Source organism: Pseudomonas sp. KCJK9058 (assembly GCF_046230975.1).
Lineage (GTDB): Bacteria > Pseudomonadota > Gammaproteobacteria > Pseudomonadales > Pseudomonadaceae > Aquipseudomonas > Aquipseudomonas alloputida.
The window spans coordinates 109,121-127,090 of the sequence record NZ_JBJJLR010000001.1; the positions used below are offsets into that span (position 1 = coordinate 109,121).

Annotated in this window: 18 protein-coding genes and 2 pseudogenes; 14 read left to right on the forward strand and 6 right to left on the reverse strand. The window is 54.9% G+C overall.

Going from position 1 to position 17,970, the window contains the following annotated elements:
- Positions 1-9 precede the first annotated feature (9 nt).
- The 3 genes from ACK59Z_RS00505 to ACK59Z_RS00515 are packed head-to-tail and all read left to right on the forward strand — an operon-like array spanning position 10 to position 2,311.
- On the forward strand, positions 10-720 hold the full coding sequence (locus ACK59Z_RS00505) for a DUF484 family protein (protein WP_003253646.1): 711 nt from the start codon (positions 10-12) through the stop codon (positions 718-720).
- Positions 720-1,619 carry a tyrosine recombinase XerC gene (xerC, locus tag ACK59Z_RS00510; RefSeq protein WP_003253645.1) on the forward strand — a complete coding sequence of 300 codons (900 nt, stop codon included), beginning with the start codon at positions 720-722 and terminating at the stop codon, positions 1,617-1,619. Before ACK59Z_RS00505 ends, xerC begins: the two co-directional genes overlap by 1 nt.
- Positions 1,616-2,311, forward strand: coding sequence for an HAD family hydrolase (locus ACK59Z_RS00515; RefSeq protein ID WP_003253644.1), 696 nt, complete (start codon positions 1,616-1,618; stop codon positions 2,309-2,311). Before xerC ends, ACK59Z_RS00515 begins: the two co-directional genes overlap by 4 nt.
- A gap of 180 nt (positions 2,312-2,491) precedes the next feature.
- On the opposite strand, the gene sutA is transcribed toward ACK59Z_RS00515, so the two are convergent.
- The 3 genes from sutA to glnK all read right to left on the reverse strand — a co-directional run bounded on the left by sutA (position 2,492) and on the right by glnK (position 4,967).
- On the reverse strand, positions 2,492-2,821 hold the full coding sequence (sutA, locus tag ACK59Z_RS00520; RefSeq protein ID WP_003253643.1) for a transcriptional regulator SutA: 330 nt from the start codon (positions 2,819-2,821) through the stop codon (positions 2,492-2,494).
- A gap of 429 nt (positions 2,822-3,250) precedes the next feature.
- Positions 3,251-4,582 (reverse strand): ammonium transporter, encoded by a 1,332-nt coding sequence (locus tag ACK59Z_RS00525; RefSeq protein ID WP_003253642.1) that lies wholly within the window; start codon positions 4,580-4,582, stop codon positions 3,251-3,253.
- Between the two features lie 46 nt (positions 4,583-4,628).
- On the reverse strand, positions 4,629-4,967 hold the full coding sequence (gene glnK, locus ACK59Z_RS00530; protein ID WP_002555808.1) for a P-II family nitrogen regulator: 339 nt from the start codon (positions 4,965-4,967) through the stop codon (positions 4,629-4,631).
- Between the two features lie 519 nt (positions 4,968-5,486).
- On the opposite strand from glnK, the gene ACK59Z_RS00535 reads away from it, so the two are divergent.
- Both ACK59Z_RS00535 and ACK59Z_RS00540 read left to right on the forward strand, forming a co-directional pair.
- Positions 5,487-5,753, forward strand: coding sequence for an accessory factor UbiK family protein (locus ACK59Z_RS00535; RefSeq protein WP_003253640.1), 267 nt, complete (start codon positions 5,487-5,489; stop codon positions 5,751-5,753).
- The gene (locus tag ACK59Z_RS00540; RefSeq protein ID WP_108191104.1) at positions 5,754-6,107 is read left to right on the forward strand and encodes a gamma-glutamylcyclotransferase family protein; all 354 of its coding nucleotides are present in this window, start codon (positions 5,754-5,756) and stop codon (positions 6,105-6,107) included.
- Here the strand turns inward: ACK59Z_RS00540 and ACK59Z_RS00545 are convergent.
- Positions 6,061-8,130 carry a DUF4034 domain-containing protein gene (locus ACK59Z_RS00545; protein ID WP_409292159.1) on the reverse strand — a complete coding sequence of 690 codons (2,070 nt, stop codon included), beginning with the start codon at positions 8,128-8,130 and terminating at the stop codon, positions 6,061-6,063. The genes ACK59Z_RS00540 and ACK59Z_RS00545 overlap by 47 nt on opposite strands.
- A gap of 262 nt (positions 8,131-8,392) precedes the next feature.
- On the opposite strand from ACK59Z_RS00545, the pseudogene ACK59Z_RS00550 reads away from it, so the two are divergent.
- Together ACK59Z_RS00550 and ACK59Z_RS00555 are read left to right on the forward strand one after the other, a co-directional pair.
- Positions 8,393-8,758, forward strand: a pseudogene (locus ACK59Z_RS00550) (magnesium chelatase domain-containing protein); the annotation flags it as partial.
- Positions 8,759-9,272: 514 nt separating this feature from the next.
- Positions 9,273-10,250, forward strand: a complete 978-nt coding sequence (locus tag ACK59Z_RS00555; RefSeq protein WP_409292061.1) for an SMEK domain-containing protein — start codon at positions 9,273-9,275, stop codon at positions 10,248-10,250.
- Positions 10,251-10,313: 63 nt separating this feature from the next.
- Here the strand turns inward: ACK59Z_RS00555 and ACK59Z_RS00560 are convergent, their stop codons facing one another.
- Positions 10,314-11,264, reverse strand: coding sequence for a DUF6896 domain-containing protein (locus ACK59Z_RS00560; RefSeq protein ID WP_409292063.1), 951 nt, complete (start codon positions 11,262-11,264; stop codon positions 10,314-10,316).
- Positions 11,265-11,595: 331 nt separating this feature from the next.
- Here ACK59Z_RS00560 and ACK59Z_RS00565 point away from each other — a divergent pair, with 331 nt between their 5' ends.
- The 6 genes and pseudogenes from ACK59Z_RS00565 to ACK59Z_RS00590 form a co-directional block, all read left to right on the forward strand.
- Positions 11,596-12,687, forward strand: coding sequence for a ParA family protein (locus ACK59Z_RS00565; protein ID WP_409292065.1), 1,092 nt, complete (start codon positions 11,596-11,598; stop codon positions 12,685-12,687).
- A gap of 103 nt (positions 12,688-12,790) precedes the next feature.
- Positions 12,791-13,552 carry an SIR2 family NAD-dependent protein deacylase gene (locus tag ACK59Z_RS00570; protein WP_409292067.1) on the forward strand — a complete coding sequence of 254 codons (762 nt, stop codon included), beginning with the start codon at positions 12,791-12,793 and terminating at the stop codon, positions 13,550-13,552.
- A gap of 4 nt (positions 13,553-13,556) precedes the next feature.
- A complete protein-coding gene (locus ACK59Z_RS00575) occupies positions 13,557-14,690 on the forward strand; it encodes a DNA methyltransferase (protein WP_252378364.1) in 1,134 nt (377 codons plus the stop codon).
- Between the two features lie 464 nt (positions 14,691-15,154).
- Entirely contained in the window at positions 15,155-15,568 is a 414-nt protein-coding gene (locus ACK59Z_RS00580; protein WP_409292069.1) for a hypothetical protein, read from the forward strand.
- Positions 15,569-16,003: 435 nt separating this feature from the next.
- Positions 16,004-16,423, forward strand: a complete 420-nt coding sequence (locus tag ACK59Z_RS00585; protein ID WP_409292071.1) for a hypothetical protein — start codon at positions 16,004-16,006, stop codon at positions 16,421-16,423.
- 226 nt (positions 16,424-16,649) lie between these two features.
- Positions 16,650-16,829: pseudogene (locus ACK59Z_RS00590) on the forward strand (hypothetical protein); the annotation flags it as partial.
- A gap of 340 nt (positions 16,830-17,169) precedes the next feature.
- Here ACK59Z_RS00590 and ACK59Z_RS00595 read toward each other — a convergent pair.
- Positions 17,170-17,586: a hypothetical protein gene (locus ACK59Z_RS00595; protein WP_409292073.1), complete on the reverse strand. Its 417-nt coding sequence runs from the start codon at positions 17,584-17,586 to the stop codon at positions 17,170-17,172.
- A gap of 84 nt (positions 17,587-17,670) precedes the next feature.
- Between ACK59Z_RS00595 and ACK59Z_RS00600 the strand changes: the two genes are divergently transcribed.
- On the forward strand, positions 17,671-17,967 hold the full coding sequence (locus ACK59Z_RS00600) for a helix-turn-helix domain-containing protein (protein WP_409292075.1): 297 nt from the start codon (positions 17,671-17,673) through the stop codon (positions 17,965-17,967).
- Positions 17,968-17,970 lie beyond the last annotated feature (3 nt).

Sequence of the window (17,970 nt, forward strand, 5' to 3'; positions counted from 1 at the left end):
GTAACCGCCATGACCGATCAGCCCAAGGTTGTACCCAAGCAGTCCGCCGAGCTCGATGCCGAAGCGGTGGTCGCCTACCTGCGCGCCCACCCCACCTTCTTCGCCGAGCACGACGAGCTGCTGATCGAACAGCACATCCCGCACCAGCGAGGAGACAGCGTGTCGCTGGTGGAACGCCAGCTCAAGCTGCTGCGTGACCGCAACATCGAAATGCGCCATCGCCTGTCGCAACTGATGGACGTGGCCCGCGACAACGACCGGCTGTTCGACAAGACCCGCCGGCTGATCCTTGACCTGCTCGATGCCGGCAGCCTGGAAGAAGTGGTAATGGCGGTCGAAGACAGCCTGCGCCAGGAATTCCAGGTGCCCTTCGTCAGCCTGATCCTGTTCGGCGACAACGTCGCGCCGGTGGGGCGCTGGGTCAGCAATGCCGAGGCGCAGCAAGCCATCGGTGCCCTGCTGGGCGGTGGCAAGACCGTCAGTGGCAACCTGCGCGAGCACGAACTGGCTTTCCTGTTCGGTGAAGAACAGCGCCGGGAAGTAGGCTCCAGCGCCGTGGCAGCTCTTGAGTACCAAGGGCTGCATGGGGTTCTGGCCATCGGCAGCCGCGACCCGCAACACTACAAGAGCAGCGTCGGCACCCTTTTCCTCGGCTATATCGCCGAAGTGCTCGGCCGCGTTGTGCCACGCGTTACCCAGACACTGCGCTCGGTACGCTGATGAAACGCCAGCTGGAGGCTTATTGCGCACACCTGCGCAACGAGCGCCAGGTGTCGGAGCACACCTTGCTGGGCTACCGTCGCGACCTGGAAAAAGTCATCGCCTACTGCAAAGAACACGGCATTGCCGAGTGGCAGGCGCTGCAAATCCAGCAACTGCGCCAGCTGATCGCCCGCTTGCACCACCATGGCCAGTCCCCGCGCAGCCTGGCACGCCTGCTGTCGGCAGTACGCGGCCTGTACCGTTACCTCAACCGCGAAGGCCTGTGCCAGCACGACCCGGCCACCGGCCTGAGCGCACCCAAAGGTGAGCGTCGGCTGCCCAAGGTACTGGATACCGATCGCGCACTGCAGCTGCTCGATGGTGGCGTCGACGACGACTTCATTGCCCGGCGTGACCAGGCGATCCTCGAGCTGTTTTATTCCTCAGGCCTACGCCTATCGGAACTGACCAACCTCGACCTTGATCACCTCGACCTCGCCGCCGGCCTGGTGCAGGTACTGGGCAAGGGTGGAAAAGCCCGCGTACTGCCGGTGGGTCGCAAGGCTCGCGAGGCGTTGCAGGCCTGGTACCGCTTGCGCGGCATCGGCAACCCACGCGACCGTGCAGTGTTCATCACCCGCCAGGGCAATCGCATCAGCCCCCAGGCAGTTCGGCTGCGGGTAAAGGCCGCCGGTGAGCGTGAGCTGGGCCAACACCTGCACCCGCACATGCTTCGCCATTCCTTCGCCAGCCATGTGCTGGAATCATCCCAGGACCTGCGCGCGGTGCAGGAGATGCTCGGCCACGCCGACATCAGCACGACGCAAATCTACACCCACCTGGACTTCCAGCACCTGGCCGCGGTGTACGACAGCGCCCACCCTCGGGCCAAACGCAGCAAAGGCACAGACTCATGAGCATCAAGCTGATCACCTTCGACCTCGACGATACCCTGTGGGACACCGCGCCGGTGATTGCTACCGCGGAAGTCGTGCTGCGCGACTGGCTCGAGGCCAACGCACCCACCCTCGGCAGTGTGCCGGTGGAACACCTGTTCGCCATCCGCGAGCGCCTGGTGCAAGCAGAGCCCGGCCTCAAGCACCGCATCAGCGCCCTACGCAGGCGCGTGCTGTTTCATGCTCTGGAAGAGGTCGGCTACAGCGAGCAGCACGCACAGGCGCTGGCCAACGAAGGCTTCGAAGTGTTCCTGCATGCCCGCCACCAGGTGGAGATCTTCCCAGAGGTGCAGCCGGTGCTTGAAATCTTGCGCCATCAATACATCCTGGGCGTGGTCACCAACGGCAATGCCGACGTCAGCCGGCTAGGGCTGGCGGATTACTTCCGCTTTGCCCTGTGCGCCGAGGACCTGGGCATCGGCAAACCAGACCCTGCACCATTCCTTGAAGCGTTGCGCCGCGGCGAGGTGGACGCGGGTGCGGCAGTGCACATCGGCGATCACCCTGGCGATGACATTGCCGGTGCCCAGCGCGCCGGGTTGCGGGCGGTGTGGTTCAACCCGCAAGGCAAGGCCTGGGCTGGCGATCAGGCGCCGGACGCCGAGATCCAGCGCCTGTCGCAACTACCTGACGTGCTTGCACGCTGGCGCTGACGGGGCCGCTTTGCGGCCCATTCGCGGGCACGCCCGCCCCCACAGGGACCGCGCAGGTCCTGAACCCTGTGGTGAACCTGTGGGAGCGGGCATGCCCGCGAAGAGGCCGGCACGGGCAACACAAAACCCACAGGCGTAAAAAAGCCCGCAGCGACGGCGGGCTTTTTTGCGATCAGCCACTCAGATAGGGCGGCTGCCGTACTTGTTGTCCGGCTTCTTGGGCGGGTCAGCGACCACGTTGGCCTCGACTTCCTGCACCTTGCCACCACGAGAAAGGAATTCTTCCATCGCCTTGGCCAGTGCATCACGCTCTTTCTGCTTGGCTTCCATGCTCGGCATCTCGTCTACCGAGACTGCGGCCTTGGATTTGCCCTTGGCAACGGGTGCCGGGCTGCTGTCGTCATCGCCAGCGTCTTCAACGCCGTCATCAGCCGCCCCTTCAAGGACCTCATCACCCTCGTCTTCGTCGCCTACTTCGAGGTCATCATTTTCCAGATCGTCGTCGCTCATGTTCTACCTCATGACTTGCGAAAAGCAGGTTGGTTATAGACCAGTGCAGCCGTAGACCGGCAGCCACCAGTGAAAATTCAACTGGCCGTGGGTTAGGCCACTGCCCTTGGGTCGGCACTCCTGATGGGAGGCGGCACCCAGCAGGCCCTGCTCCTGGCAGGACCTGACAAATCCATTAGCCCCTGCTGGCCACACGCTATTGGCAAGCCTAGCAAAGGCTGGCGAAGTGTGTGGACTACTCGTCAAACACCCTTCGGCGCGCATTCTAGCGCGCCCGTGGAAAAAGCAAAGCACCATAAACGCCCTGTGGCTTGTAAGTTTTTTACCTACGTCACGAACGTGCCGAATAAACCGTTTGCCGTGCGGGAAATGCTGAAAAACTGGCAAAAAAATGCCCGGCAAGCCGGGCAATTTTTTACCGCGTCGCAGTTACAGGTTGTAGCCGCGTTCGTTGTGCTGAGCCAGGTCGAGGCCGACCGACTCTTCTTCTTCGTTGACCCGCAGGCCCATCACCACATCCAGCACCTTGAGAATCACGTAGGTGACGATGGCGGTGTAGACCACGGTGAAAATCACACCTTTGGCCTGGATCCAGACTTGCATGCCGATGTCGGTGACGGTACCGAAGCCGCCCAGCGCCGGGGCCGCGAACACACCCGTGAGGATGGCACCGATGATGCCGCCAACACCGTGCACGCCGAAGGCATCCAGGGAATCGTCATAGCCGAGTTTGCGCTTGAGCGTGGTGGCGCAGAAGTAGCAGAGCACACCCGAAACCAGGCCGATAATCAGCGCACCAATCGGCCCGACGGTGCCCGCAGCCGGGGTGATGGCAACCAGGCCAGCAACCACGCCCGAAGCGATGCCCAGAGCACTTGGCTTACCGTGACCGACCCACTCGGCGAACATCCAGCCCAGGGCGGCTGCGGCGGTCGCGATCTGAGTGACCAGCATGGCCATGCCGGCAGTACCGTTGGCGGCAGCAGCAGAGCCTGCGTTGAAACCGAACCAGCCGATCCACAGCATCGCTGCGCCCATCAGGGTATAGCCGAGGTTGTGCGGGGCCATTGGCGTGGTCGGGTAGCCCTTGCGCTTGCCCAGTACCAGGCAGCAGACCAGGCCTGCGATACCAGCGTTGATGTGCACCACGGTGCCGCCAGCGAAGTCCAGTACGCCCCAGTCCCACATCAGGGCACCGTCACCGCTCCACACCATGTGTGCGATCGGCGCATACACCAGGGTGAACCAGATGCCCATGAATACCAGCATCGCCGAGAACTTCATGCGCTCGGCAAAGGCGCCGACGATCAAGGCCGGGGTGATGATGGCGAACGTCATCTGGAAGGTGATGAACACCGCTTCAGGGAACAGCGCGGTGGCCGAGGTCAGGCTGTTGGGCGTGACGCCGCTGAGGAAGGCCTTGGAGAAGCCGCCAACGAAAGAGTTGAAGTTGAGCACGCCCTTTTCCATACCGGCGGTATCGAAGGCCATGCTGTAGCCGTAGACGACCCAGAGAATGCTCATCAGGCCGGTAATTGCAAAGCACTGCATCATCACCGACAGCACGTTCTTGGAACGCACCATGCCGCCATAGAACAGGGCCAGGCCTGGAATGGTCATGAACAGCACCAGCGCCGTTGCGGTCAGCATCCAGGCGGTGTCGCCGGAGTTCAGCGCTGGGGCAGCTTCCTCTGCCAGGGCAAGCCCGGGCATTACGAGGGACAATAGGGCTCCTAGCCCTGCGATCTTACGCAGAGTCATGTTGTTTTCTCCTGGGGCGTTGGGTTTGGTGAGGCTTTGTTGCTGCTTAGATCGCGTCGGTATCGGTTTCGCCGGTACGGATGCGGATTGCCTGCTCCAGATTCACCACGAAAATCTTGCCGTCACCAATCTTGCCGGTGTTGGCTGCCTTGGTGATGGCTTCGATTACCCGATCAAGGTCCTTGTCATCGATGGCGACATCGATCTTCACCTTGGGCAGGAAATCGACCACATATTCAGCACCGCGATACAGCTCGGTGTGGCCCTTCTGCCGACCGAAACCTTTGACTTCGGTGACGGTGATGCCCTGCACGCCGATTTCCGACAACGACTCGCGCACGTCGTCCAGCTTGAACGGCTTGATGATGGCTGTGACTAGCTTCATGAAACTCTCTCCCGATTTGGTGGACTTGCCCCAGGAAAACAAACCCGTCTCAAGTCTAAGCGCAGCGGTTGGCTTTGTAACGCGTCGTCGGCATCCGGCTCCGCGTGCGCACTGCCTGGTCACAAGGAACTGCTTCAGTGCATGGCTCGTACAGGTCTTTGCAGAAACCTTGCCAGTTCGGACAAAGCGCCGAAAAACAGAGCGTTATGTGATTTGGTCGGGATTGGCCAGTCGCCAGCATTGGAAACATGCACAATTTCGGTGCGCCGAGGCGGGGCAAGTTGCGCGAAAAATGTGCAACTGATTGAAAACCGCACGCGCTCCTTGTGGGGGCGGCCTTGCGTCGCGATGGGGCTGCGAAGCGTCCCTACGATTTGTGCCTTGGTGCCGATATTGCCGGGGCCGCTGTGCAGCCCAATCGCCACGCAAGGCCATTCCCACAAAGGCCAATGTGCACTCAGGCGCCAGGTTTGTGCGTGCTACACTGGCGGCCATTTCTCCGTTTCAGTGGACAGCCCCATGCTCGCGCCCAAAGCCCTTCTCGATGCCCTGAGCGACCAGGCCTCGCGCCTGTTCAGCAGCGATGCCGCCCAGCCCCGTGCGGAACTGGAAAGCCAGTTCAAAGTGTTGATGCAAGGTGCCTTCAGCAAGCTGGACCTGGTCAGCCGCGATGAGTTCGACAGCCAAATGGTCGTACTGGCGCGCACCCGCGCACGCCTCGAGGCCTTGGAAAAACAGGTAGCCGAGCTGGAAGCGCGGCTGAACCCAACTTCACAGGATGAGTGAATGCAGCCCTCCAGCACATACCCGGTACTGTTGTTTTCCTACGGCACCTTGCAGGATAAAGCCGTGCAACTGGCCAACTTTGGCCGTGAGCTGAACGGCCAGGCCGACCGTATGCCGGGCTACCGCCTGGACTGGGTCGAGATCACTGACCCGGACGTACTGGCGACCAGCGGCAAGTCCCATCATCCCATCGTTTCCCCCAGCAGCCAGGCCAACGACAGCGTGGCCGGTATGGTCTTCCAGATCAGCGAAGACGAACTGGCAGCGGCGGACCGCTATGAAGTTGCCGACTACAAGCGTGTCGCCGTCACCCTCGCATCGGGCCTGACAGCCTGGGTTTATGTGCGCGCCTGAGCCCCTCCGATGCAGGTTGAACCCGTAACGACTCGGCGTGGGTAAAGGCCTGTTTCGGTGGTAGCTCACTTGCATGCAAGGTGCCGCGGAACAACGCCGCCCCGCACTGAGTAAACAATGTCTTCACCCGGTTGTGCGAATTGAGGATCTGGGCCTGGATATCACCAATGGCCGTATCCCTTGGTTGCAAGCTGGCCGCTCGGTTGACCCATTCGATGGCGGCAAAGCGGCTTTGCTTGCGGGTGCCACGCCCCTGCATCCAGGCCAGCCCCAGTTCGGCGCTGGCACGCCCTGCAAGCCACGGGTCCGGGTGCTCAACCAGGCTCAGCAGGTAAGCAACCGCCTCGGTCCGCTCCTGCGCCTCACCAAACCGGCGCAACAAAATCCCCAGATGCAAACGCGCACGCGCGTTGATCTGCGGGTTGCCCAGCGCGTCGACAAGCAGGCGCCTGACCGCCAGCATGGCACTGCGCTCGTTCAAATCCTCATCGCCGTCCATGCGCAGGCAGGCCAGGTTGTATTTGGCCTGCCTGCTGCCCGCCTCCACCGCACGCTGCAGCCAGTACCCGGCGGCCTCGTCATCCAGGTAATGCGCCGGGGTGTTGGCCAGACAGCCATGGTGCAGCTCGTACAAGGCCAGGGCAGCACCCGGCAGGTTCAGTTCGGCGAAGCGTTCGTACAGGTAGCAGGCCACTTCATGCCGGTTGGCTGCCCACAGCACCCGTGCCACTTCAAGCACTTCGAACTCCGGTGCCTGGCCCGCGCACTGGCGATTCACCGCCCGTTGCAACCATAGCCTTGCCTGCTCGGCCGAGCGTGGCAGCGCCCACAGCCCAAAACGGTGCCCGGCCGCGCGTAATGCACAGGCAGCAGCATGTGAACGGCCGTCACACAGGCGCTCAATAGCGCCGTGTAGCAGTTGCCTCTCATCTACCATGCCATCGCGCAGTATCAGCTCGACCAAACAGCGAAACGGCACGCCCATGGCGCGGATGGCGCCAAGATCGGCATTGCACGCCACGCTCGCGGCAAAGTCGCGCATAGCGCCAGCATGGTCGCCCAATGCCCTGCTGTGCAGCGCCCCCCGCCATGCCAGAACGACAGCACGTTCCCTGGGCCTCAACGGGCGTTGTGACCAGTCTTCGAACACGTGCTGCCAGTCGGCGACGGCCTGCACCTTGTCAGCCTGTGGCAGCTTCAGCCGGCCTTCGACAGCCATCCAGCGCAGCGCATTACGCAAACGCTCGTCCCAGGTTGCGCACAACGGGCCATTGACCAACAGCTCGAACGCATCGAGGCTGCCGCCCCAGCGGGGCAGCAGGTACACAGCAAGGGCCTGGATCGCTTCGAAGCAACCGGGGCGGGCGATCAGCGCATGGCGCAGCCAGTAATAGCGAGGGTCCTCGTTTTCATGGTCGACCCGCTTGCCCAGGTAGTGCGGCAGCGCCTGTGGCAGCTCGGCCAAGGGCAACAACCCATGCCTCACCAGCAACGGCGCTGCAGTTTCCTGTACCTCTACATCGGCATGGGCACTGGGCCTGAAGCGTGCAGGCTCCCCCTGGAACAATTGGAGCAACCAACCAGGCTCATGGAGCTGCGCACTGATACGCAGCATGCCAATGGCCGCTGCCACGGGGTGCGCAGAGCGGTCCATTGCACGCAACAGGTGCGCGGTGGCGGATTCACAAATTTGCGCGACCGCCAGCAAGCGTGCAGCGTTGCGTGGGCCATCAACCTGCACCTGGCAGGCCCGGTGAAAGCAGTGCATACCCATTACCACTTGTGGGTGGTAAGCCCTGGGGCACGCGTCAATCCAGGCTCTGAGCACTTGGCTCAGGGCCCTGTCGCCCTGGTTTTCCTGGTCGAGCAGCATGTGCCCTTCAATGGCCGCCAGGTAGGCCGGGAACTCGCCGGGCGGGGCTTGGCGCCATTGAGCCTCAAGCTTGTCGAAAAAGCGGTTGAGTTCAACGAATGCACTGGCCTGCACCAGTTCGCGAATTGCCTGGTGCGTGCGGGTGAGCATTTGCACGGTGCAATACCTCAAGTCCATTTGAAAGAAGACGCAGTGCCATCCCATGGCAACTGCGGTTGCCCAACAACACTAAGTCATACCTGACGACTGCGCAAAGCCTATTGGATCCATTTTTGTCGAAGCGCATGAAAGCGCAGGGAAAACCCCTGCCTTGAAAAACCACGACGCACACTTGTTGCGCCTGCCATGGCAGCACTGGCTATTCTTTGCCCAGCCGCAGGAAGCGGCATTTTCCAGCAACAATGGAGTGTTCATGTCCCTAGCCCTCGTCCACAGCCGCGCCCAGGTCGGCGTGCAGGCACCGGCGGTCAGCGTCGAAACCCACCTGGCCAACGGCCTGCCTCATCTCACCCTGGTCGGCCTGCCGGAAACCACGGTCAAGGAAAGCAAGGACCGGGTGCGCAGCGCCATCGTCAACTCCGGGCTGAAGTACCCGCAGCGGCGCATTACCCAGAACCTCGCCCCCGCCGACCTGCCCAAGGATGGCGGCCGATATGACCTGGCCATCGCCCTGGGCATCCTCGCCGCCGACGGCCAGGTGCCGATTGCCACCCTGGCCGATATGGAATGCCTGGGCGAACTGGCGCTGTCGGGAAAATTGCGCCCGGTGCAGGGATTAGGCGGATCGTCAAGGAGCGATGTACGCTCCGGAGCCGTGATCAAACGTCTTTAACGTATATCGTACGTTGAGCACCGCATCCACGTAGTGCACGCGTGTGTCAAATATGGGCGAGCCTAAGGCACAGGCCGTAGGTAACCAAAAAATCCGCATTGTTTGGAGCCTTCGGGGAATCAAGCAATGAGCCCTTTCACTCGCCTGACTGGTGCCTTGAAATTCCGAACCCACGAGGCGTTGCGAGTCTGCTTACGCCTGCCTGCGTACTCGGCATCAGCGAAGGACATCCGCTTCATCAGGAGTTTCAACGCCTGAGATTAGGCATTCTGCCAAATCTGGAAATCCTCTTCAAAGTTTACCTAATGTACCTATGGCAGTAGTGTAAAGAATAGGGTTAGCAGTTAGGACATTCAAAAACACAGATGTGGCGCTTTAGCCTGATAGTGGCATTGTGCCACGGAGCTCTTTGGAGTATATTGGCGTTAACTTAAGCCCAATGCAGATAGGGAGATTTGTTGTGCATTTTAAGATTGGTGAATTAAAAAGAAGTATTGCTGAAAGCTTTTCTGTGATTGGTAATTATCTGACTATTACTAATGGCTCAGGATACACAGATTTCAATAGTGACGCGGAGCGTTTTTTTATTGAGATTTTGAACGTCACTTATAATTATGCCCTACGTGACGTGAATTGTGAAAAGCCGAATTTCCCGGCTATCGATTTGGCAGATGACAGAAGGCGGGTCTGTTTCCAAGTAACCACCTCAGGGACCAATGAAAAGTTCAAAGAAACAATCCGGATCTTCAAGAAAAATAAATTTGAAGAAAAATATACCAAATTATTTTTTATGATCCTGAACGCTGAGCATTCGATCACGGCTAAGTCTGATCTGGATACAGAAATCATTGACCTCACTAGGCTCAATCGAGACATTGGCGGCTTATCAGATAACGACATTGACTACCTGGATAAATATATCAAAGAGTATTTGCGTGTACGAGACAATTCCAATCTAGGTATGAATCATGGAATAACCTACACGCTAGGCAATGCTCAAAAATTTATAGAGTGGGCAAATGTCGATCCTAGTGATGAAGGCAATATGCGCGAAGACTTGAAAGCGCTGGCAATTAAACTGTCAGAGCTTAACAATGCACAAAGGGTTTACGTGAATTTTCTGGTCAATTCTGGTCATACGCCTAAAACAGGTGGTTTTTGGGATCGAGAAGATCACATCTACACCCCCACAGATCTGGAGCAACAGTATTTCACTGGACTAAAGCTATTTAATTCGCTGAAGGCTTTGGATTTGGTTAAGTTGGATGATGACTATGACCAGCATGGCGACGAAAGATACAGCACAGCGATAGATATTTACTTTAGAGGATTGGTCCCAGACTTTAACTACATTGCAAAAATCAAGAGTTTCCTTAGAGGTGAAACAAATGCTCTTCGCAGGGTATTTATAAATTGCGACTTTTCTGCATTGAATTGATTTCTCAATAAAAAAGCCCCCTCATGGGGCTTTTTTACTATTGGTGCGGGTACTGGATTACAACTAAACATCACTTTCTGCCCTTCTATTATTCATAAGGTAGTGGACCTCACAAAGAATCCGATAGTCTGAGAAAAAGTGCTCGAAATCGACGTGCAGCCTCCTCGCCCACTCAAGACGATTTTCAACTCCGCAAAAAAAGTCCCGGATGGCCGTTAAGTCCTCCCGAAGATGAAAAATATTGTTCCGCAGATTTCTGAGCTTGTCTTTATGCATATTAATCAACCGACCAAGCGCATCGCTTTGTGGAATTAGCTCTTGAAAATTCTGAGGTCTCTCACTAGTCAAAAGAACCCTCATCCTGAGCTTCTGATACCCTTCACATGTAACCGCTAAAAATCCTAACCATGAGGAAAGATAAATACTAAGATCCATTTTTTGCCTTCTAGTTGGCGCTCGCTTGGCAAAGCTTTTGGAAATTGCTTCATAATTTTTGCGCATCAAGTCAGCAGCATTAAAATAATGGATATACAACGCGAGCACCCCATCTAAGTCACGATGGGGCAACAGGTCGCCATCCTCAATTATGTCTACATCAACAGCAAACTTACGAGACCCACCCTTTAAATAATATAAAACATTTCCGGAATACAATATATCTCCAAGCTCGACGGATATTGCAAAAGACTGATCAAATGAGGCCCGATCCTCAAAGCCATAACACTGGATATCTTCGCCCGCAAACTTATAGAGTCTCCAGGGATCAAAACCGTCGATCTCACCAAGATCTCCAAAATCGAAATCTACAATACCGCCATTCCAACGCACCCTACAGCCTCTACCATGCTTATCAACTATTACACCATCACTATGCAACGAAATGACTGATGTATCAGACTGAAACCATTCCTCGTAGGTGAAAGGCATGGTAATTCCAGCTTTGCGCATTGCTTTTAAAGCAGAGCGCACGGCAACTTGATAATCCAGAATAAGCCTACTGAGACCTGAATCCATACAAACGAAATTCCATTTCTAATCCAAGAAAATACCTAAACATTGTAAATGAAAATTTTCTTCACCCACTGAGTTAACTCCCCACAAGGAAGCTACTTGGTGTCTTGAAGGTCACATCAGGGCTCTGCCCGACAGTAGACATGACAACATCTTAACCACACCGTTCGTCGGATGCTGATCCGGCCTGCCCCTAGAGCACTCCCCGCACATCAGCTATCTGAAGGAAATGCACACATAGGCAGCATCTCAACCTCGACGCCCCGATGCAAACGGCGTCTTGGTATTGTATCATGTCGAAATGCCAACACAGCCGCAACCCACAGAGACAGTCATGGAAACAAAGACATTAGAAAAACCTTGGACGTTATGTTTCTTTAATAACAAAGGTGGGGTGGGCAAGACGACGCTTGCTTGCAATGTTGCCTCCTATTTAGCACGAACTGAAAATCTAAGGGTGCTTCTGGTTGATGCTGACCCCCAATGCAATGCCTCTCAGCTTGTCCTGGGCTCTGCGGTTGCGGCAGAAATTTATAGCGGTGGAACGCTAAACGTTAATGGAGAAAGTGTTTCCGTTGACACACTAAAAGATGTGCTATCCCCGCTTAGTGCGGGAGAGCCCGCACCACGAAAAGACTTCAATGTGGTGTCTCATAAGCACAATCGGTTTGGTATTGATCTTCTGCCAGGCCATCCCAAAATTGCGCTGCTAGAAGATAAGCTTAGTACAAACTGGACCTCTTTTGTCGGTGGCGACTTGGGTGGTGCCCGGGTTACCAACTGGAATACAGATTTCTTACGGGCATTTGAGGGTCGTTACGACTTAATAGTTTTCGATATTGGACCGAGTCTCGGCGCACTGAACCGTGCAGTGCTAGTAGGGGTAGACTACTTTCTGGCTCCAATGGGCTGCGACATTTTCAGCTTAATAGGCATCGAAAACATTGCAGATTGGCTTGAAGATTGGAACACCCTATATTTCCAAGGTCTAGAGCTGTGCAAGAGAAATTTTGCAGATCAAATTTCTAGTTATCCGATCAAGACTGACAAATCAGAGATGTGCCGATTTGTCGGCTACACTGTACAACAATACATAACCAAAACCATTAGGGATGAACGGCGTGCTACCGCAGCATATGACGAAATCCTTAATTCAATTCCTAAAAATATTAATTCAAGCTTAGGCGATATGATGGCGCCTGGTTTGAACGCCGACATGCTAAAGCTGGGTGATGTCCCACATATGTTTAGCCTGGTACCGCTCGCGCAAAGCGCGGCATCACCTATTGACCTTTTGACCTCCAAAGATGGACTTTCAGGCGGGCAGTACAACCAGCAAGGCGCTTATATAAAGTTTATTGCTGCTCTATCCGGCTCTCTTATACGTAATTTGAAGATCATTAAAGGGGCCGTAAAGCATGATTAACTGGCCAAAAGACCTGGTTAACGATATTGCTCGCCGTCGATGCGTAATATTTTTAGGGGCTGGGGTTTCAAAGAACTCTTGCAACGAAAGAGGCGAGCGGCCCATGGACTGGACCGAATTCCTTGCGCACTTGGCATCGCTGATCTCTGATGCTTCAGCAGCCACAGTTGTACGGGAATGCATCGCTGCTGGAGACCTGCTCACCGCATGCGAAATTGCAAGGAAAGCACTAAGAATTCCGCATTTCAATTCAGAACTGTTACGGTGTTTCTCTGAAAAAAGGTTTCAACCTGGCGAAATTCACAACGACCTTGTTGGGATCGACTCTAGAGTTGTCTTAACAACTAACGTTGACAAGCTCTATGATACGACAGCCAATACACTTTTACACGGTGATGTAATTGTTAAGGCGCACTCGGATATAGATGTTGCAGATGTAATCCGAAGACAGAATCGGTGCATTATCAAAGTACACGGCACAATTGACACTCCAGGCTCTACTATTTTTACTCGCATCGACTATGCTGACGCGCGCACCAAGCACTCACACTTTTATTCAGTGCTGGAAGCGCTATTTATGACCCACACATTCCTATTTCTTGGTGCCTCGATGCGGGACCCGGATATGGCACTTCTTCTTGAAGACTACTCCCTCCGCTATAAAGGTTCACGCCCGCATTATGTAGTTATGCCAGAAGACAGTTTGCCCTCCCAAGTACTTGATGTTATGGAACAATCTATGAATTTCCAGACCATCCCGTATGACTCCAGCGATAACCATGCACAGTTAGGGCTGAGCATCAAAGAGCTACGAATTCAAGTCGAGCAGGCTCGCATGGGCCTTCTTGAGACGATGGACTGGTAACACGATGAACACTCATACTTTAATTGGCGGCCTCGAGTTCACTGATGCTCCGGAACATTGGGCAGCAAGATCGGACTCTACATACTCATCATTACATCAGCTCTCCCCTTACATAGGTAAGTTAAAGCCTAATATTGCACGGGAGTTGATACACAACTACACCCAACCTGGCCAGCTCGTTGTAGATCCTTTCTGCGGGTCAGGCACTGTTCCACTTGAGGCTTTCCTAGCAGGAAGGAATGTAATAGCAAGTGACGCGAATCCCTATGCATTCGTTTTGACCAAAGCAAAACTTGCGCCACCGGCTTCCTTGGAAAACGCCCTAAGCCAACTGGAAAAGACATATGCTAAGTCCATCACTCGAAGTGAGGACAACTCAAATGAGGCGCCCGATTGGGTTCGGTCATTCTTCCATCCTGAAAGTTTCAAAGAGCTTGTTAAATTCGCAGATGAGTGTATTGCTAGTCGAAACTGGTTTTTACTAGGCTGCTTGCTGGGTATTCTTCACCATCAGCGCCCTGGCTTCTTGTCTTATCCAAGTAGCCATCTTGTCCCCTACTTGCGAGACAAGAAATACCCGAAAAGTGAATTCCCTGAGATGTATGAATATCGCGCACTACTGCCTAGGATGCGCGCTAAAATCACAAGAGCATTCAAAAACTCTATATTTACAGCTACCGAGTCACAACTCGTAAAAAAATCTAGCATTGAAGGCCTAGCCCTACCAAATACTGTCGATGCAATTATTACTAGTCCTCCTTATATGAACGCGCTGGACTACAGGCGTGACAACCGACTACGTCTTTGGATTCTTGACCGTACCACACAGAACTACTCTACTGAGCCTACAGACAAAGTGAAAGGTCTGGAAGCAATGGTCTCCTCGCTAGTAAATCATTCACTTAACTCGCTGAAAACTGGCGGTGTAGTGATACTGGTCATTGGAGAAACGGTGATTAGGAAACGCACACAGACACACCCATCCAGCTCTTACATTGATGCGCTTTTATCCACTGGCTGTTTTGAACTCACCAATGCCATACGGGATAATATTCCGGACATAAGGCGGACGAGGAAAAATGGCGCCGCGACTAAAGCAGAGCACATTCTAGTATTTAGAAAAATCAATCAAGGATAGGACGAATCACAAGACATCATCGCTTTTGGGTACTCAACGTCGCCCCAGTGCCGCCGGAGGGTCAAGGACTCTCTGTCAGGCTACGCTGTAGTCGGCGCGCCATGGAGGCCTGTTCATCAAATCTGGTTGAAACGTGTATCACCTCGTATATCCTTACGGTTGAGGACTGCAACTGCGCATCCGCCGGGACTGGCTACCAGCAAAAGCCCCCCGCAATTTTGGCAGCAGGGAAAGCTGGTTTCTCTGAAGTAGTGACGACGGGCATAGCCGGTCGGATCCTGAACCCAAGGTCGCCAGGCTGGGAGCTAAAGGATCGCTGCGACTACTCCTCAGATTTACTGAAAGGGCAACCCTTCGGTGCTCATTTCGCCTAGCAACTGATGTGGGAACGGCATCCCGCGGGTTGCCCGTGGAAATATGGGTTTAACATTGGCATGCTTTGGACTCCCCCTAGGCACTCGACCATGAATATCCATAACCTCACCGCCACCCTATCCGCACAGCTTCAAAACCTCCCCCACGGCACCCTTCTGCACACACCAGACCGCCGGCGAGCCCGTCAATTTTCAATTTTAGGGTATCGGGCCGATGCTCTGTATGTGCAGACCCAAGGCGGTAGTGAAATCCGTATACCGCTACAGGCCTTCGTGCGGACACTGGCTCACATGCACGCGTCTGAAGCCGTTGCTCCACGTCCTTCAGTTGTTGGCTCAAGCAACCAAGAACCAGTGTTGGGTGGTCTCTGCGCGATCTCCCGCGGTGTGAATGGGGAGACTCGCTGGATCACCTACGTACTACCCGTTCTCCAGCATCTGGGCTGGGTTCACATCGACGGCGAGCAAAGACCGAATATTGCCTGGATGGCGACGACGTACTGATCAGTAGGTCCGGGATCGATGGCTCGCCTATTGATATCGGTTGGGGCTTGTGGCACAGCCAAAGGTATGGATTGGCCCCCTCACTCCCAAGCATGGGATCTGACGAAATTTTTCCTCAGGTGGTGGTGACACGCCAATTCTGCGTATTAAGTAGGGGTCCACTTCATCACTGGACCTTGAAATGCATAAAGCTATCGTCGCAATCTCAGTAAATGTCATCTCAAGCATTCTGGGGGGGCTAGTGCTTCATTGGCTCACCCAGCAGCCGTTAGTCACACCCAATCATTCGATGCCTGTCTCGCTCACCTCTGGTTATCAGGCCTCAGTAAAGGGCTAGCAATGCGCGTCACCTGCAGAAAAAAGAAGTTTTGCGGATAGGTGCTTTTCCATCCTGCAGGTTGCCTTGCCCACCTACTCACGAAAGGAACAGATCTGTTGAAGGATGTGCTGGATTGGTTTTTCCGAGCAGAGATTCGCCCATTACTTACCGTATTTCTTGGCATAACGCTCACAACGTTCATTCCTGGTCCTGGACCATTGAATGATCCATTCTCACTGATCAGTGCGGCGATCCCTCTTCTTATAGCCACTGCACACCTGCTTGTGGGCTTTTGGATACAGTTAGTAAGGGGTTTGAACTACAGACTCACCGATCTGGATCGGGGCGACTGGAGCATGTTGATAGGTGGGTCAGGTTTGGCTTTCTGCCTGTGCGTAGCGGCCTGGTACGTCTCCCATACCCCGGACCCTCTGAGTTTCAAGATCTTGGCCGACGTTGACTTTATTCGGCTTTTCACGCTCTACCTGCTTTCGATGGAAACGATCAAGGTTCCGAGATACGTGAAAACCGGCTGAGCCGGCCGCAGTTTCCGCACAGACGAACGAATGACGTGATACATGCTTCATGTGGTTCTGATCACTGATGCAGAGCACACCTGAAAGCATCGCTAGCCGCACCTTGTAAACCAATTTTTTTCACTGTTAACCACAGTGGTTTACAGTGAAAAAAAGTGGTTTACAAGGTGCGTATATCCTAGGCGAAAGACCGGTTGCACCGCAGAAGTGCGCGTCGCGGGTTAGGCAGTTCCGATGGGGCTGTCTGGCTAGTGGCATCGTCGCCTTCGTGTTCAGCCTTGTAGGATTTATCTACCTGTTTGGTGAGGTGTATCCCGTCTTCGGATACTTAGGCGTCGTTTTGATGGCCGCATTGTTGCTTGGCTGGGTACGCCGAGCTCGTCAGTCACAGTCGGTGAGGGCCTGAAACCGAGCAAATGACATCAATCAATGCACTGGCTTAGGCTGCCGCCCCCAGGCATTGAGCTGGTAGTTGTTAAGCGCCTGGAATTGCGCCTCAGCAATGAGGCGCAAGCGCTCCACTGCTTGATCAGGTAGTCCCGATGCTTTCGCCTCGTCGTACAGGCGCATAGCCTCCACTGCATCCGCGTACGCTTGATGATCAGGCGGTAGTATGTTCGTTGGCGAAGGCATCGAACGTAACCCTCCCTTGGGTCACCTGCAATGTGCAGTGCTTAGGCGAGCTACCCGTTGACGCGGTCAAGGCTGTCCTACGAATGCCTTGAATCTCAGCGAGCCTATGCCTGCTACAAGCGGTAAAGAACTCTTGAGTAATCTTCCCGATTGATTGGGGAGACATCCGGAAAGTACATAACCCTGCCATCCTGAAGCGACATCCTCGTCTCACCAGTCTGAGGATTCTGGACTATCTCTCTGAGAACATCCATTTCCCAGGATTGATTTCCATTCAGCCATCCAGGCGAAACCAGCTGAAGCGACTCCAAGCGGATCTCACACTCCACCTGCTCAATCCAATAACTGAGCGTGGGCAACGAGTCGATGAGGACTACATGACGGGTTTCAAATCCATCGTCGCTTCTGATCACAGTGGCATGGAACCAGGGTGAGATTTGTGGTTTCAGCATGACGTGCCAGCCCTGCTGGCCTGGCTCAAGAAGCGGAGCCAATCCTCTGGCTTGCGCCTTACTGTCAGAAACGAACATACCAAATGCCTCAAAATGAACAGTATACTGTGTAGTGATATACTATTCAAAACGGCTTCATCGTTCCTTTTGCGGATTGTGCAAATGGAACTGAAAAAAGCTTTCGGGAAGGTGTTCCGCTGGTTCCGGACCAACAATGGACTCAGCCAGGAGGATTTCTCGGATGTTAGCGGTCGAACGTACATCAGCACGCTCGAACGGGGCATACACTCTCCCACGATCGACAGACTCGAAGCTCTCGCACCGATGCTAAGGGTTCATCCGATCACCTTGCTCGTGTGTACCTATGCTGCCAAAGATGGCGTATCTCCCGACGCTCTATTACAGAGGGTGCGCGAGGACATCGATAGCGCGCAGCCGCCCTTCACTGCTTCCGAATGATGA

Coding starts and splice junctions, on each gene's coding strand:
- ACK59Z_RS00505 (WP_003253646.1), top strand. CDS start 10: ATGACCGATCAGCCCAAGGTTGTACCCAAGCAGTCCGCCGAGCTCGAT.
- xerC (WP_003253645.1), top strand. CDS start 720: ATGAAACGCCAGCTGGAGGCTTATTGCGCACACCTGCGCAACGAGCGC.
- ACK59Z_RS00515 (WP_003253644.1), top strand. CDS start 1,616: ATGAGCATCAAGCTGATCACCTTCGACCTCGACGATACCCTGTGGGAC.
- sutA (WP_003253643.1), bottom strand. CDS start 2,821: ATGAGCGACGACGATCTGGAAAATGATGACCTCGAAGTAGGCGACGAA.
- ACK59Z_RS00525 (WP_003253642.1), bottom strand. CDS start 4,582: ATGACTCTGCGTAAGATCGCAGGGCTAGGAGCCCTATTGTCCCTCGTA.
- glnK (WP_002555808.1), bottom strand. CDS start 4,967: ATGAAGCTAGTCACAGCCATCATCAAGCCGTTCAAGCTGGACGACGTG.
- ACK59Z_RS00535 (WP_003253640.1), top strand. CDS start 5,487: ATGCTCGCGCCCAAAGCCCTTCTCGATGCCCTGAGCGACCAGGCCTCG.
- ACK59Z_RS00540 (WP_108191104.1), top strand. CDS start 5,754: ATGCAGCCCTCCAGCACATACCCGGTACTGTTGTTTTCCTACGGCACC.
- ACK59Z_RS00545 (WP_409292159.1), bottom strand. CDS start 8,130: ATGCTCACCCGCACGCACCAGGCAATTCGCGAACTGGTGCAGGCCAGT.
- ACK59Z_RS00560 (WP_409292063.1), bottom strand. CDS start 11,264: ATGGATTCAGGTCTCAGTAGGCTTATTCTGGATTATCAAGTTGCCGTG.
- ACK59Z_RS00565 (WP_409292065.1), top strand. CDS start 11,596: ATGGAAACAAAGACATTAGAAAAACCTTGGACGTTATGTTTCTTTAAT.
- ACK59Z_RS00570 (WP_409292067.1), top strand. CDS start 12,791: ATGGACTGGACCGAATTCCTTGCGCACTTGGCATCGCTGATCTCTGAT.
- ACK59Z_RS00575 (WP_252378364.1), top strand. CDS start 13,557: ATGAACACTCATACTTTAATTGGCGGCCTCGAGTTCACTGATGCTCCG.
- ACK59Z_RS00580 (WP_409292069.1), top strand. CDS start 15,155: ATGAATATCCATAACCTCACCGCCACCCTATCCGCACAGCTTCAAAAC.
- ACK59Z_RS00595 (WP_409292073.1), bottom strand. CDS start 17,586: ATGTTCGTTTCTGACAGTAAGGCGCAAGCCAGAGGATTGGCTCCGCTT.
- ACK59Z_RS00600 (WP_409292075.1), top strand. CDS start 17,671: ATGGAACTGAAAAAAGCTTTCGGGAAGGTGTTCCGCTGGTTCCGGACC.